Below are 13,828 nucleotides of genomic sequence, written 5' to 3'. Positions count from 1 at the left end.
CTGGTCTGCGAGACCCCTACCCTGTTTCCGCACCGGTGGAAATCGCTCCGTCTGCCGTCCCGCGCGACCCTGCCCCGGGTTCCAGAACAACCGGCGGATAGACCATCACCCGAATGACCCGGTGCGGCACCTTCCCGGGCATCGCGTCGAATAGGTGCGGCAGCAGGGGCGTGATCCGCCCTGCCATGATCCGCGCCACGTCCGCCGGGTCGTCCCGCCCCGGCCGCGGTACGCGCAGACTGGTGGACCGCCACCGCCACCACGTCGGATAATCCCGGATATGATAGTCCCGGCGCTCCACACGCTGGAACTGATCGGTAAAGGCGAAGGGATCGGTCGGAAGGTCCTCGAACCGCGCGACGCAGGACGGCCAGACCAGCTTCTGGACACGCACGAAACCGGCGTGAAGGCTGAGCCCGATCTGCTGCATCTGGTCCGAAACATCGCCATGCAGCCACTCCGCCCGGTAGGCCTGCATCGTAGCCTCCCAGATTGGCGGGCCATAGGCGGGATGCGCGCGGTAACCGGCGGCGAAGAGCTGCGGCTCAAGAGCGTCCACCAGCCCGAAGAAAAACGCCCTGTTCCAGCCGCGGGGCATCTTTGCCATGACGTGTTCCCTTGCAGGCAGACCGATCTTTGACATTGGGCGGTGTCAGGCACGATCCGTCAAGACCCGGGCGGCGGGCAAAAGGAAAACCCCCGCCGGTGACGGCGGGGGTCTGTCGTTCTGTCGGGTGACTTCGCCTGAGACGAAGTTACCAGTCCTCGCGGACCACCACGCGGGTCTTGATCGGCAGCTTCATCGCAGCCAGGCGCAGGGCCTCGCGGGCGGTGTCCTCGTCCACGCCGTCCAGTTCGAACATGACGCGGCCCGGTTTCACCTTGCAGGCCCAGTAATCGACGGAGCCTTTGCCTTTACCCATCCGAACCTCGGTCGGCTTGGAGGTCACGGGCACGTCCGGGAAAATCCGGATCCAGACGCGGCCCTGACGCTTCATGTGGCGCGTCATGGCACGGCGTGCGGCTTCGATCTGCCGGGCGGTGACCCGCTCGGGCTGGGTCGCCTTCAGGCCGAAGGTGCCGAAGTTCAGGTCGGAGCCACCCTTGGCTTCGCCCTTGATCCGGCCCTTGAATTGCTTGCGGAACTTTGTGCGTTTCGGTTGAAGCATCTCTCTTACTCCTTACCGGTCGCGGTCGCGGCGATTGCCGCCACCGGCGCCACGGGGCGCGGGACCATCCTGGAGCTCCTGGGCCTTGCGGTCGCGGGCCTGGGGATCGTGCTCCATGATCTCACCTTTGAAGATCCACACCTTGATCCCGATGATCCCGTAGGGGGTCATCGCTTCGGACAGGGCGTAGTCGATGTCGGCACGCAGGGTGTGCAGCGGCACGCGGCCTTCGCGGTACCATTCGGTCCGAGCGATTTCCGCACCGCCAAGACGGCCTGCGACGTTCACGCGGATGCCGAGGGCACCCATGCGCATCGCGTTCTGCACGGCGCGCTTCATCGCCCGGCGGAAGGAGACACGACGCTCCAGCTGCTGCGCGATGGACTCGCCGACCAGAGCCGCGTCCAGCTCCGGCTTGCGGACCTCGACGATGTTCAGGTGCAGTTCGCTGTCGGTCATCTTGGCGATCTTCTTGCGAAGCGTCTCGATGTCCGCGCCCTTCTTGCCGATGATGACGCCCGGACGCGCGGTGTGAATGGTCACACGGCACTTCTTGTGCGGACGTTCGATGATGATGCGGGCCACGCCGGCCTGCTTGCACTCTTCCTTCACGAATTCGCGGATCTTGATGTCTTCCAGCAGAAGATCACCGTAGTCCTTCGTGTCGGCGTACCAGCGGCTGTCCCAGGTGCGGTTCACCTGAAGGCGCATGCCGATCGGATTGACTTTGTTACCCATTAGGCTTGCTCCTCGATCTGACGCACCTTGATGGTGATTTCCGAGAACGGCTTCATGATCTTGCCATAACGGCCACGGGCACGCGGACGGCCACGCTTCATGATCAGGTTCTTGCCCACATAGGCCTCTGCGACGATCAGGTCATCGACGTCCAGGTTGTGGTTGTTCTCGGCGTTGGCGATGGCGGACTGAAGGCATTTCTTCACGTCCTCCGCGATCCGCTTCTTGGAGAAGGTCAGGTCCGTCAGGGCCTTTTCCACCTTCTTGCCACGGATCATCGCGGCCACGAGGTTCAGTTTCTGCGGGCTGGTGCGAAGCATGCGCAGTTTCGCCATTGCTTCGTTGTCGGCCACGCGGCGGGGGTTCTTTTCCTTGCCCATGACTTACTTCCGCTTCGCTTTTTTGTCGGCAGCATGCCCGTAGTAGGTACGGGTCGGCGAATATTCACCGAACTTCTGACCGATCATGTCCTCGGTCACGTTCACCGGAACGTGCTTCTGGCCGTTGTAGACGCCGAACGTCAGGCCGACGAATTGCGGCAGGATGGTCGAGCGGCGGGACCAGATCTTGATGACTTCGTTACGTCCGGAGTCGCGCGCAGCTTCGGCTTTCTTCAGCACGTAAGCGTCGACGAACGGACCTTTCCATACAGAGCGAGACATCTATCAGCGTCCCTTCTTCTTGGCGTGACGCGAGCGCACGATGAGCTTGCTGGACGCCTTGTTGCGGTCGCGGGTGCGCGCACCCTTGGTCGGCTTGCCCCAGGGGGTGACCGGGTGGCGGCCACCGGAGGTCCGGCCCTCACCACCACCATGCGGGTGGTCGATCGGGTTCATGACGACGCCGCGGACGCTCGGGCGGATGCCCTTGTGACGCATGCGGCCGGCCTTGCCGTAGTTCTGGTTCGAGTTGTCCGGGTTGGACACGGCACCCACGGTCGCCATGCATTCCTGGCGGACCAGGCGCAGTTCGCCCGAGGACAGCCGGATCTGGGCGTAGCCGCCGTCACGGCCGACGAACTGGGCATAGGTGCCCGCGGCGCGTGCGATCTGGCCACCCTTGCCGGGCTTCAGTTCGATGTTGTGGACGATCGTGCCGATCGGCATGCCCGAGAACGGCATCGCGTTGCCCGGCTTGATGTCGACCTTGGTGCCCGCGACGACGCTATCGCCGACGCCGAGACGCTGAGGCGCGAGGATATAGGCCTGCTCCCCGTCTTCGTACTTGATGAGCGCGATGAACGCGGTCCGGTTCGGATCGTACTCGATCCGCTCGACGGTTGCCGTGGTGTCGAACTTGGTGCGCTTGAAATCGACGATCCGATAGAGGCGTTTCGCCCCGCCGCCCTTGCGGCGCATCGTGATCCGTCCGGTGTTGTTCCGGCCGCCGTTCTTCGTCAGACCCTCGGTGAGGGCTTTGACGGGGCGTCCTTTCCAGAGCTCCGAACGGTCGATCAGCACCAGCCCGCGCTGGCCCGGCGTCGTCGGCTTATACGACTTGAGTGCCATGCTTTCTGTCTTCCGTTTAGCAGTGCGACCCCCGGGGGCCGCTATGTAGGATGGGTGAGTTCACCCATCATGGTTATAGGGCCCCGAAGGTCCCCGGTGACGATGTTCTTTCGAACAAAAGCAGAGCCCCGGACGAATCCGGGGCCTTGCGGATGCGGTCACGTATCAGACCCACCCCGCTCCGTCCAGCCCCTGCGGCAGGAATATCGCCGCCGCTGCTCAGGGGCTCTGCCCCTCGGCCCTGCCGGGCCTTACCCCGGGATACTTCCGGCAAGATGAAGCCGGGGATCGAGCGATGAATACTTTGCCATTGACGAAACTATCGGAATCGCGCAATGGTTCGCCACATGGAAAACAATCAGCCCGAACTCGACGCCGTCTTTCACGCCCTCTCCGATCCGACCCGCCGGGCGGTGGTGCAGCGGCTCACGCAGGGCGAGGCCACGGTCAGCGAGTTGCACGCGCCCTTCGACATGGGCCTGCCGTCCTTCATGAAGCACCTCGGCGTATTGGAAAACGCCGGGCTGCTCGGCTCCGCCAAGGCGGGGCGGGTCCGGACCTGTACGCTGAACCCCGACAGGCTGAACGCCGCCGAACGGTGGTTCGAAGAACAGCGCGCCTTCTGGCAGGGGCGCTACGATCAACTCGACGGCCTGCTGGCCTCGCTCAAGGGAGAGACAGATGAGACATGACCCCGCCTATCGGTTCCTGGCCGATGCGCAGAGCGGAACCATACGCATCCGGCGCAGCTTTGCCGCACCGCGCCAGATGGTCTGGGACTGCCACACCCGTGCCGACCTGCTGGACCAGTGGTTCGCCCCGAAACCGCTGACGACGAAGACCGCCGCGATGGATTTCCGCGAAGGCGGGCAATGGCATCACGCGATGGTCGCCCCCGACGGGACAGAATACTGGGGGATCGTCCGGTTCGACACGATCAATCCCATCGACGGCTACACGACCACCGATTTCTTCTCGGACGCAGGGGGAGCACGCAACACCGCCCTGCCCTCTTCCACCTGGGACGTGCGTTTCGAGGACACGGAAACCGGGACCCGCGTGTCCACCCTGATCGCCTATGCAAGTCCGGAAGATCTCCGGACAGTCATCGACATGGGCATGGAGGAGGGAATGACCGCCACCCTTGAAAAGCTCGACGAACTGCTTGCCCGGCTGACCGCCTGAAAGGACCCCAACCATGACCACGGAACAGATCACGATCTCTGCAGACGTCGCGGCCCCCGCCGCAACCGCCTGGCAGGCCTACACCGCACCGGAACACATCGTTCAATGGAACTTCGCGTCCCCGGACTGGCAATGCCCCTGGGCCAGGAACGACATGACCGTCGGCGGCACCTACGCCGCGCGGATGGAGGCGAAGGACGGCAGCTTCGGCTTTGAATTCACCGCCGTCTACGACGCAATCGACCCCGGCCGCAGCTTCACCTACACGATGGAGGATGGCCGCAAGGTGACAACCACCTTCACACCGGATGGCGATGTCACCCGTGTCACGACCACCTTCGATGCGGAGTCGGAGAACCCCGTCGAGATGCAGCGCGAGGGCTGGCAGGCGATCCTGAACAATTTCCGGGCCCATGCCGAAAGCCTGTAGCACCGCACCAAACGGAACGCGCAAAGAAAAAGGCCCCCGCCGCAACGGGGGCCTTTCCTGTTTCCTGCGGCGGGTGCTGCCCCGCCCGACAGCTCAGAGGCCGGTCGACACGTCGATCGTGTTGCCCTCTTCGAGCGTCACGTAAGCCTTCTTCACGTCGTTGCGCGTTCCGAGCTTGCCCTTGAAGCGCTTGACTTTGCCCTTGGTGATGGTCGTGTTCACGGCCTTCACCTTGACACCGAAAAGCGCCTCGACGGCTTCCTTGATCTGCGGCTTGTTGGCATCCGGTGCCACCTCGAAGACAACGGCATTGGCTTCGGAGGCCATGGTTGCCTTTTCGGTGATGATCGGCTTGCGGATCACGTCGTAATGTTCTGCCTTCGCGCTCATTTCAGTCGAGCCTCCAGTGCTTCGACACCCGCCTTGGTGAGCACGAGCGTGTCACGCTTCAGGATGTCATAGACGTTGGCACCGATCGAGGGCAGCACGTCCAGCCCCGCGATGTTCGCGGCAGCCTTGGCGAAGCCTTCGTTGACGGAGCCGTCGATGATCAGGGCCCGCTTCCAGCCAAGCGCCTTGATCTGCTTGGCCAGGGCGTTGGTCTTCCCATCCGACGCGGCGGAGTCGATGATGACCAGCGCGCCTTCCTTCATCTTGGCCGACAGCGCATGGCGCAGGCCGAGTTTCCGGAATTTCTTCGGCAGGTCGTGTTCATGCGACCGCGGGACCGGACCCTTGTAGATACCACCCTTGCGGAAGATCGGTGCCTTGCGGGAGCCGTGACGTGCGCCGCCGGTGCCCTTCTGGCGATAGATCTTCTTGGTCGAGTAGGACACGTCGGACCGGCCGAGCGTGGCATGGGTGCCCTGCTGCATCCGCGCACGCTGCCAGCGGACAACGCGGTGCAGGATGTCGGCGCGGGGCTCCAGGCCGAAGATCTCGTCGCCGAGATCGACGGAACCGGCCGCGGAGCCGTCCAGATTGATCACGTCGAGTTTCATTCCTCGCCTTCCTTCTTCTCGGTGTCTGCGTCGGTCTGATCGCCGTCGGTCCTGTCGGCGTCGATCGACTGCTCGGCATCCGCCAGAGCGGCGGCTTCCTGTGCAGCCTGCTCTTCGGCCAGACGCTTGGCTTCGGCTTCCGCCTCGGCTGCGGCGGCTTCGGCAGCGGCTTCGGCAGCCTTGCGGGCTTCCTCGGCGGCGGACTTCAGCGCGGCGGGCAGGATCGCGTTGTCGGGGAACGGCTTCTTGACCGCGTCCTTGACGGTGACCCAGCCACCCTTGGAACCCGGAACCGCGCCCTTGATCATGATCAGGCCGCGTTCGCTGTCGGTCTTGACGACCTGCAGGTTCTGCGTGGTGACGCGGACGGCGCCCATGTGGCCCGCCATCTTCTTGCCCTTGAACACCTTGCCGGGGTCCTGACACTGGCCGGTGGAACCGTGCGAGCGGTGCGAGATCGAGACGCCGTGAGAGGCGCGCAGACCGCCGAAGTTGTGCCGCTTCATGGCACCGGCGAAACCCTTACCGATCGAGGTGCCGCAGACGTCCACGAACTGACCTTCGAAATAGTGGTCGGCGGTGATTTCCTCGCCCACGCCGATCAGGTTCTCGGGGTCGACGCGGAATTCCGCGATCTTGCGCTTCGGCTCGACGGAGGCGGCGGAAAACACGCCGCGCATCGCCTTGGACGTGCGCTTGGCCTTGGCCGTGCCCGCGCCCAGCTGGACGGCGGTGTAGCCATGGGCATCGGCGGTCCGCTGCGCGACGACCTGCAGCTTGTCCAGCTGAAGAACGGTCACGGGAACCTGCTTGCCGTCTTCCATGAAGAGACGGGTCATGCCGATTTTCTTTGCGATGATACCGGAACGGAGCATCTGATGTCCCTCCCTTACACCTTGATCTCGACATCCACGCCGGCGGCGAGGTCGAGCTTCATCAGCGCGTCCACCGTCTGCGGGGTCGGATCGACGATGTCGAGCAGACGCTTGTGCGTCCGGATCTCGAACTGATCGCGGGATTTCTTGTCGACGTGCGGCCCACGGAGAACCGTGAACTTCTCGATCTTGTTGGGCAGCGGGATCGGGCCACGGACGGTTGCGCCGGTGCGCTTCGCCGTGTTGACGATTTCCTGCGTGCTGGAATCCAGGACGCGGAAGTCGAATGCCTTCAGCCGGATGCGAATGGTTTGACCTGACATGTCAATTCAGCCTTCTTCGGCGTTTGAGTTGAGAGGAGGAAGCCGGACCACCCGGCCCCCTCGTCGAACCCCTTATTGGGAGGAGCGCCGTTTCCGGCGCTCCCGATATCTGACCGGGTGTCGTCACCCGTTTGCCTACGACGGGTGCTGGGCACCCGTCACCCGATCACTCGAGGATCTTCGAAACGACGCCGGAACCAACCGTGCGGCCGCCTTCGCGGATGGCGAAGCGCAGGGACTCTTCCATCGCGATCGGGGCGATCAGCTCGACCGTGAACTTCAGGTTGTCGCCCGGCATCACCATCTCGGTGCCCTCGGGAAGAACAACCGTGCCGGTCACGTCCGTGGTGCGGAAGTAGAACTGCGGGCGGTAGTTCGCGAAGAACGGCGTGTGACGGCCACCTTCGTCCTTGGTCAGGATGTAGGCCTCGGCCTCGAACTTCGTGTGCGGCTTCACCGAACCCGGCTTGCAGAGAACCTGGCCACGCTCGACAGCTTCACGGTCGATCCCGCGCAGCAGGGCGCCGATGTTGTCGCCGGCTTCCCCGCGGTCCAGCAGCTTGCGGAACATCTCGACACCGGTGCAGGTCGTCTTCTGGGTCGCCTTGATGCCGACGATTTCCAGTTCGTCGCCGACGTTCACGACGCCACGCTCGACACGCCCCGTGACCACGGTGCCGCGGCCCGAGATCGAGAACACGTCTTCGATCGGCATCAGGAACGGCTGGTCCACGGCACGTGCGGGCTGCGGGATGTACTCGTCCACGGCGGCCATCAGTTCGCGGATCTTGGCTTCGCCGATGGCGTCGTCACGACCTTCGAGAGCGGCCAGCGCCGAGCCCGCAATGATCGGAATGTCGTCGCCCGGGAAGTCGTAGGCCGACAGCAGCTCACGGATTTCCATTTCGACGAGCTCGAGCAGTTCCTCGTCGTCGACCTGGTCGACCTTGTTCATGAACACGACCATCGCCGGGATGCCGACCTGACGGCCGAGCAGGATGTGCTCGCGCGTCTGCGGCATCGGGCCGTCGGCGGCGTTCACCACCAGGATCGCGCCGTCCATCTGCGCGGCACCGGTGATCATGTTCTTCACGTAGTCGGCGTGGCCGGGGCAGTCGACGTGGGCGTAGTGGCGTGCCTCGGTCTCGTATTCCACGTGCGCGGTCGAGATCGTGATCCCGCGCGCCTTTTCTTCCGGAGCGCCGTCGATCTGGTCGTAGGCCTTGAATTCGCCGAAATACTTCGTGATCGCCGCCGTCAGCGTCGTCTTCCCGTGGTCGACGTGACCGATCGTCCCGATGTTGCAGTGCGGCTTGCCGCGCTCAAACTTTGCTTTTCCCATAGTGGGCTCCTTTGTCATTCGGATGGTGGGGTGAACCCCACCCTACGGTGGTGGGCAGGGCGGGGTTCACCCCGCCACCCGGTTAGGCGTACTTCGACTGGATCTCGTCCGAGATGTTCTGCGGGACCGGATCGTAGTGGTCGAACTGCATCGTGAACTGCGCGCGGCCCGAGGACATCGAACGCAGCGTGTTGATGTAGCCGAACATGTTGGCCAGCGGAACGAAGGCGTCGATGGCGATCGCGTTGCCGCGGTTCTCCTGACCCGACACCTGGCCCCGGCGGGAGGTGAGGTCGCCGATGATACCGCCGGTATATTCTTCCGGGGTGATGACCTCGACCTTCATGATCGGTTCCAGCAGTTTGGCGCCGGCCTTCTTCAGACCTTCGCGCATGCACATCCGCGAGGCGATTTCAAAGGCCAGGACCGAGGAGTCGACGTCGTGGAACTTGCCGTCCACCAGCGCGACTTTGAAGTCGATCACCGGGAAGCCCGCCAGCGGACCGGAGTCCATGACCGACTTGATGCCCTTTTCGACACCCGGGATGTATTCCTTCGGAACCGTACCGCCGACGATGCGGGATTCGAAGGAATAGCCTTCGCCCGGCTCGGTCGGGGTGATGATCAGCTTGACCTCTGCGAACTGGCCCGACCCACCCGACTGCTTCTTGTGGGTGTAGGTATGCTCCATCTCGCGGGAGATGGTTTCACGATAGGCCACCTGCGGCGCGCCGATGTTCGCCTCGACCTTGAACTCGCGACGCATGCGGTCGACGAGAATGTCGAGGTGAAGTTCGCCCATGCCCTTCATGATGGTCTGACCGGATTCGAGATCGGTCTCCACGCGGAAGGACGGGTCTTCGGCGGCCAGACGCGCCAGCGCCTGGGACATCTTTTCCTGGTCGCCCTTGGTCTTCGGCTCGACGGCGATCTCGATCACCGGCTCGGGGAAGGTCATGGTTTCCAGAACCACCGGCTCCTTTTCAGAGCAGAGGGTGTCCCCGGTGGTGGTGTCCTTGAGACCGGCCAGCGCGATGATGTCGCCGGCGAACGCCTCTTCGATCTCTTCCCGGTTGTTGGAGTGCATCATCATCATACGGCCGATGCGCTCTTTCTTGCCCTTGGTCGAGTTCAGGATGGAGTCGCCCTTCTTCAGCACGCCGGAATAGATCCGCGTGAAGGTCAGGGAGCCCACGAAGGGGTCGTTCATGATCTTGAACGCGAGACCGGCGAAGGCCATCCCGTCATCCGCGCGACGCGCGATGTTCCGGGTTTCCGTTTCGTCGCCCGGTTTGAAGCCCATGTAGTCGACCACGTCGAGCGGGCTCGGCAGGAAGTCCACGACGGCGTTCAGCAGCGGCTGCACACCCTTGTTCTTGAACGCGGAGCCACAGAGCACCGGGACGAACTTCAGCGACAGCGTGCCCTTCCGGATCAGCTTGCGCAGGGTCGGAACATCGGGCTCTTCGCCTTCGAGGTAGGCCATCATCGCGTCGTCGTCCATTTCGACGGCGTTCTCGATGAGCTTGGCGCGCCACTCGTCGGCGACGTCCTTCAGGCTGTCGCGGATCGGCTGGCGGGTCCAGGAGGCACCGAGGTCCTCACCCTTCCAGGTCCACTCTTCCATGGTGATCAGATCGATCATGCCTTCCAGCTCGGACTCGGCACCGATCGGGATCTGGATCGGGGCGGCGGTCGCGCCAGTGCGGTTTTCGATCATGCGCACGCAGTTGAAGAAGTCCGCGCCGATCTTGTCCATCTTGTTGACGAAGACGATCCGCGGCACCTTGTACCGGTCGGCCTGGCGCCAGACGGTTTCGGTCTGCGGCTCGACACCGGCGTTGGCGTCCAGAACGCAGACGGCACCGTCGAGAACGGCCAGCGAGCGTTCGACTTCGATGGTGAAGTCGACGTGTCCGGGCGTGTCGATGATGTTCATCCGGATCTTGGTGTCGGAGGTCCCTTCTTTCGTCGGGTCTTCCTGCCACTGCCAGAAGGTCGTGGTCGCAGCGGAGGTGATCGTGATGCCACGCTCCTGCTCCTGTTCCATCCAGTCCATCGTGGCGGCACCGTCATGCACTTCGCCGATGTTGTGCGACTTGCCGGTGTAGTAGAGGATCCGCTCGGTGCAAGTGGTCTTGCCGGCGTCGATATGCGCCATGATACCGAAGTTGCGGTACCGCTGGAGGGGATATTCGCGTGCCATGATGTGCAGCCTTTGGTCGGAAATTTAGGGAAGGATTACCAGCGATAGTGGCTGAATGCCTTGTTCGCATCGGCCATCTTGTGCGTGTCTTCACGCTTCTTGACGGCGGACCCGCGGGAGTTCACGGCATCCAGAAGCTCGCCCGCAAGACGCTCTTCCATGGTGTTTTCGTTACGTGCGCGGCTGGCGTTGATCAGCCAGCGGATCGCCAGCGCCTCGCGACGCTCCGGACGAACCTCGACGGGCACCTGGTAGGTCGCACCGCCAACCCGGCGGGAGCGGACTTCGACCGACGGTTTGATGTTGTCGAGCGCTTCGTGGAAGATCTCCACCGGCGCGCGCTTCACCTTGCCTTCGACGCGGTCGAGGGCGTTGTAGACGATGCGCTCTGCGACCGACTTCTTGCCGTCGATCATCAGGTTGTTCATGAATTTCGTCAGAACCCGGTCGCCATATTTGGCATCGGGCAGGACTTCGCGTTTTTCGGCGGCGTGACGGCGGGACATCTCTCAGATTCCTCTTATTTCGGACGCTTCGCGCCGTACTTCGAACGACGCTGCTTACGATCTTTGACGCCCTGGGTGTCCAGAACGCCGCGGAGAATGTGGTAACGGACGCCCGGAAGGTCCTTCACCCGGCCGCCACGGATCAGGACGACGGAGTGTTCCTGAAGGTTGTGGCTCTCACCGGGGATGTAGCTGATGACTTCGAAACCGTTGGTCAGGCGCACCTTCGCAACCTTCCGCATGGCCGAGTTCGGCTTCTTCGGCGTGGTCGTGTAGACCCGGGTGCAGACGCCGCGTTTCTGCGGGCACTGTTCCAGGTGCTGGGATTTGGAGCGTTTGACTTTGGGCTGCCGGGGTTTCCGGATCAGCTGCTGGATCGTAGGCATCGGGCGATATTCCCCATCTCTCACATATGTGCGCACCTTCAAGGTGCTGTTTCTCTCTTCACGCTGCGCGCGTCCACGCAACGCACAAAAACCGCATGCGTCCCCTCGTTCGCGGGGAACGACGCGGCGGGTTTTCCAGAGGATCGGGGCGTTGCAACCCGGATCTTGACCACTTCGATTCGATAGGCGGCGGGGCTATCCCCTCAGCCGATTGGCGCGCGTATACGCAGAGTCGCCAGGGTTGTCAACAAGCCCCCTCCCCTTCCCGGCCTTGCCTTGCCCACCCTGTCCTGACATCGTGACGCGACGGGTCGGGCAGAGCGGAGAGGTGGGTTAACGCCATGCAGGTCATCGGGTTGTGCCGCTTTTCCTACCCTGCGCTTGGCGGTTTCCAGGTCGAACACGACACCGTCGAGGACCGCATCGCCTTCCTCTATGCCGAACACCGGCTGGAGGAAAGGTTCCGCCTGATGGAAACCGTGGCCCTGCCCTGCATCCGCTACCAGACCGACCCGGATTTCGAGCTCATCATCGTCATCGGCGACCAGCTCCCCTCCCGGCACCGGCGCCGGCTCGAGGCGCTGACCGCCGACATCCCCCAGGTCCGGATCGAGGCGCAGCCGCCGCGCAACCACCGTGAGGTGATGAAGGAGCTGCTGAACGACACCCGCGCTTCCCGCAACGAACCCTGCCTGCAGTTCCGCCACGACGACGACGACGCCTTCTCTCTCGACTTCATCGAACAGCTCCGCCGCGTGGCCGAGGAAACCTACCCGGTCTGCGCCCGCCACCGCGCCGTGACCTTCGACTGGAACCGCGGCTACATCGCCGAGATGTCGGCCAGCGGCATCGCCGCCGGTTCGCTCTACCGGCCGTTCTACCCGGCGGCCATGGGGATGCATGTCCGCGCCGGGGATACGCTGACCATCATGAACTTCATGCACGAACGCCTGCCCCAGTTTACTCCCGCCGTCACCTTCACCGACCCGCACATGTGGGTGCGCACCCACAACGGTTGGAACGACAGCCGCCAGAAACCGGTGAAGTCCTTCGAGGTCACGCCCCTGACGAAGCCCGAGGAAGAAGAGTTCCGCACCCGCTTTGCCGTGGATGCCGACGCGATCCGCCGCGTCTTCTCCGCACCGCTCTAGGCGGAGTGCGCCCTGCGCCGCGCCAGCCGGGATTCCCGCCAGAACGAATAGACACCGGACCCCACGACAATCGCCGCACCGGCCAGCGTCGCGGGCTCGGGCCATTCGCCGAACGCGACGAACCCCAGCAACAGCGCCCAGAGGAGCGAACTGTAGCGGAACGGAGAGACAAAGCTGACCTCGCCGATCCGCATCGCCTGGACCGACGCGATATAGGCCCCGACGACCACAACCACGGCGCCTCCGATCAGCCCCCCGCTGCGCGCCGTCAGCGCCACCCACTCCACGCCAAGGCTCATCACACCGAAGAAGAAACAGACCATGCCCGAGGTGATCGCCGTGACCAGGAACACCGGCGCCTCATGCGACAGCTTTCGGGTGACCAGGTCGCGCACGGTGATGCAGCCGACGGCGATCAGGCAGTACAGCGCGTAGATGTTGAACCCTTCCGGCCCCGGTCGCAGGATCAGCAGCACCCCGCAGAACCCGATGACCACGGCCGAGATGCGCCGGATCCCGACCGGTTCTCCCATGAAAAGCGCGGCGGCGAGCACGACCGCCAGCGGGGCGGACTGCAGAACGGCGGTCACATTCGCCAGCGGCATGTTGAACAGCGCGGTCAGGAAGAAATAGGCAGTGACGCATTCCGCCAGTCCCCGCGTCACGGCAAGCCGCAGATCGCGGCGCGACAGCCCGACCCGGAACGCGCCCGTCCGCCAGGCCAGCACCAGCAGGATCGTCGTCACCAGCGCGTTCCTGAGCGTCAGGATCTGGAACAGGGACACCTCGCCCGCCAGCAGTTTCATGAAGGTGTCGTTCAGCGTGAACAGCGCCATGGAGATTACCATGATCCCCGCCGCCCGCGTATTGTCGTTGACCATGCCCGCCCCCGTCGCCCTGCCCTGCCATGGCACGCCCGAGGGGTAATGGAAAGCCCTCCACGTCACACCCGACCCGTCCGCGACGGACCGGTGTCGATCGATATTTGCAAGCCCAAAGAAACCGGAG

19 protein-coding genes are annotated in these 13,828 nt (G+C 63.7%); 4 read left to right on the top strand and 15 right to left on the bottom strand.

Features of this window, described 5'->3' with window-relative positions; translation table 11 throughout:
• Positions 1-16: 16 nt before the first annotated feature.
• The 6 genes from IEV87_RS01020 to rplB all read right to left on the bottom strand — a co-directional run bounded on the left by IEV87_RS01020 (position 17) and on the right by rplB (position 3,415).
• On the bottom strand, positions 17-607 hold the full coding sequence (locus tag IEV87_RS01020; RefSeq protein WP_188475778.1) for a hypothetical protein: 591 nt from the start codon (positions 605-607) through the stop codon (positions 17-19).
• Between the two features lie 148 nt (positions 608-755).
• Positions 756-1,169 (bottom strand): 50S ribosomal protein L16, encoded by a 414-nt coding sequence (gene rplP / locus IEV87_RS01015; RefSeq protein ID WP_188475777.1) that lies wholly within the window; start codon positions 1,167-1,169, stop codon positions 756-758.
• A 12-nt stretch (positions 1,170-1,181) separates the two neighbouring features.
• A complete protein-coding gene (gene rpsC, locus IEV87_RS01010; protein WP_188475776.1) occupies positions 1,182-1,907 on the bottom strand; it encodes a 30S ribosomal protein S3 in 726 nt (241 codons plus the stop codon).
• Positions 1,907-2,287: a 50S ribosomal protein L22 gene (gene rplV, locus IEV87_RS01005; RefSeq protein WP_188475775.1), complete on the bottom strand. Its 381-nt coding sequence runs from the start codon at positions 2,285-2,287 to the stop codon at positions 1,907-1,909. Before rplV ends, rpsC begins: the two co-directional genes overlap by 1 nt.
• A 3-nt stretch (positions 2,288-2,290) precedes the next feature.
• Positions 2,291-2,569, bottom strand: a complete 279-nt coding sequence (rpsS, locus tag IEV87_RS01000; protein ID WP_188475774.1) for a 30S ribosomal protein S19 — start codon at positions 2,567-2,569, stop codon at positions 2,291-2,293.
• 3 nt (positions 2,570-2,572) lie between these two features.
• A complete protein-coding gene (rplB, locus tag IEV87_RS00995) occupies positions 2,573-3,415 on the bottom strand; it encodes a 50S ribosomal protein L2 (RefSeq protein WP_188475773.1) in 843 nt (280 codons plus the stop codon).
• A 347-nt stretch (positions 3,416-3,762) separates the two neighbouring features.
• Here rplB and IEV87_RS00990 point away from each other — a divergent pair, with 347 nt between their 5' ends.
• Genes IEV87_RS00990 through IEV87_RS00980 form a run of 3 tightly spaced genes read left to right on the top strand, consistent with a single transcriptional unit; the run spans position 3,763 to position 5,030 of the window.
• Complete coding sequence (locus IEV87_RS00990) at positions 3,763-4,107, top strand: ArsR/SmtB family transcription factor (protein WP_188475772.1); 345 nt, start codon at positions 3,763-3,765, stop codon at positions 4,105-4,107.
• Positions 4,097-4,600, top strand: coding sequence for an SRPBCC family protein (locus IEV87_RS00985; RefSeq protein ID WP_188475771.1), 504 nt, complete (start codon positions 4,097-4,099; stop codon positions 4,598-4,600). Before IEV87_RS00990 ends, IEV87_RS00985 begins: the two co-directional genes overlap by 11 nt.
• Positions 4,601-4,613: 13 nt before the next feature.
• A complete protein-coding gene (locus IEV87_RS00980; protein WP_188475770.1) occupies positions 4,614-5,030 on the top strand; it encodes an SRPBCC domain-containing protein in 417 nt (138 codons plus the stop codon).
• 93 nt (positions 5,031-5,123) lie between these two features.
• Here IEV87_RS00980 and IEV87_RS00975 read toward each other — a convergent pair whose 3' ends face one another.
• The 8 genes from IEV87_RS00975 to rpsL form a co-directional block, all read right to left on the bottom strand.
• A complete protein-coding gene (locus IEV87_RS00975; protein WP_188475769.1) occupies positions 5,124-5,420 on the bottom strand; it encodes a 50S ribosomal protein L23 in 297 nt (98 codons plus the stop codon).
• On the bottom strand, positions 5,417-6,031 hold the full coding sequence (gene rplD, locus IEV87_RS00970; RefSeq protein WP_188475768.1) for a 50S ribosomal protein L4: 615 nt from the start codon (positions 6,029-6,031) through the stop codon (positions 5,417-5,419). The genes IEV87_RS00975 and rplD overlap by 4 nt, the downstream gene beginning before the upstream one ends.
• Complete coding sequence (rplC, locus tag IEV87_RS00965) at positions 6,028-6,906, bottom strand: 50S ribosomal protein L3 (RefSeq protein WP_188475767.1); 879 nt, start codon at positions 6,904-6,906, stop codon at positions 6,028-6,030. Before rplC ends, rplD begins: the two co-directional genes overlap by 4 nt.
• A gap of 14 nt (positions 6,907-6,920) precedes the next feature.
• Positions 6,921-7,229, bottom strand: coding sequence for a 30S ribosomal protein S10 (gene rpsJ, locus IEV87_RS00960; protein ID WP_188475766.1), 309 nt, complete (start codon positions 7,227-7,229; stop codon positions 6,921-6,923).
• A 166-nt stretch (positions 7,230-7,395) separates the two neighbouring features.
• On the bottom strand, positions 7,396-8,571 hold the full coding sequence (gene tuf / locus IEV87_RS00955) for an elongation factor Tu (RefSeq protein WP_188475742.1): 1,176 nt from the start codon (positions 8,569-8,571) through the stop codon (positions 7,396-7,398).
• 82 nt (positions 8,572-8,653) lie between these two features.
• Entirely contained in the window at positions 8,654-10,777 is a 2,124-nt protein-coding gene (fusA, locus tag IEV87_RS00950; RefSeq protein WP_188475765.1) for an elongation factor G, read from the bottom strand.
• Between the two features lie 35 nt (positions 10,778-10,812).
• A complete protein-coding gene (rpsG, locus tag IEV87_RS00945; RefSeq protein WP_188475764.1) occupies positions 10,813-11,283 on the bottom strand; it encodes a 30S ribosomal protein S7 in 471 nt (156 codons plus the stop codon).
• A gap of 14 nt (positions 11,284-11,297) precedes the next feature.
• Complete coding sequence (rpsL, locus tag IEV87_RS00940) at positions 11,298-11,669, bottom strand: 30S ribosomal protein S12 (protein ID WP_008883423.1); 372 nt, start codon at positions 11,667-11,669, stop codon at positions 11,298-11,300.
• Between the two features lie 341 nt (positions 11,670-12,010).
• Here rpsL and IEV87_RS00935 point away from each other — a divergent pair, with 341 nt between their 5' ends.
• A complete protein-coding gene (locus IEV87_RS00935) occupies positions 12,011-12,820 on the top strand; it encodes a putative rhamnosyl transferase (protein WP_188475763.1) in 810 nt (269 codons plus the stop codon).
• Here IEV87_RS00935 and IEV87_RS00930 read toward each other — a convergent pair.
• Positions 12,817-13,701, bottom strand: coding sequence for a DMT family transporter (locus IEV87_RS00930; protein ID WP_188475762.1), 885 nt, complete (start codon positions 13,699-13,701; stop codon positions 12,817-12,819). The two genes, IEV87_RS00935 and IEV87_RS00930, sit on opposite strands and share 4 nt — an antisense overlap.
• Between the last annotated feature and the right edge of the window lie 127 nt (positions 13,702-13,828).

Origin of the sequence: Primorskyibacter flagellatus, from assembly GCF_014638275.1 — a bacterium.
GTDB classification, from domain to species: Bacteria; Pseudomonadota; Alphaproteobacteria; order Rhodobacterales; family Rhodobacteraceae; genus Pseudooceanicola; species Pseudooceanicola flagellatus_A.
Note: the sequence above shows the minus strand (reverse complement) of the source record. Positions and strands in the feature narration are given on the sequence as shown.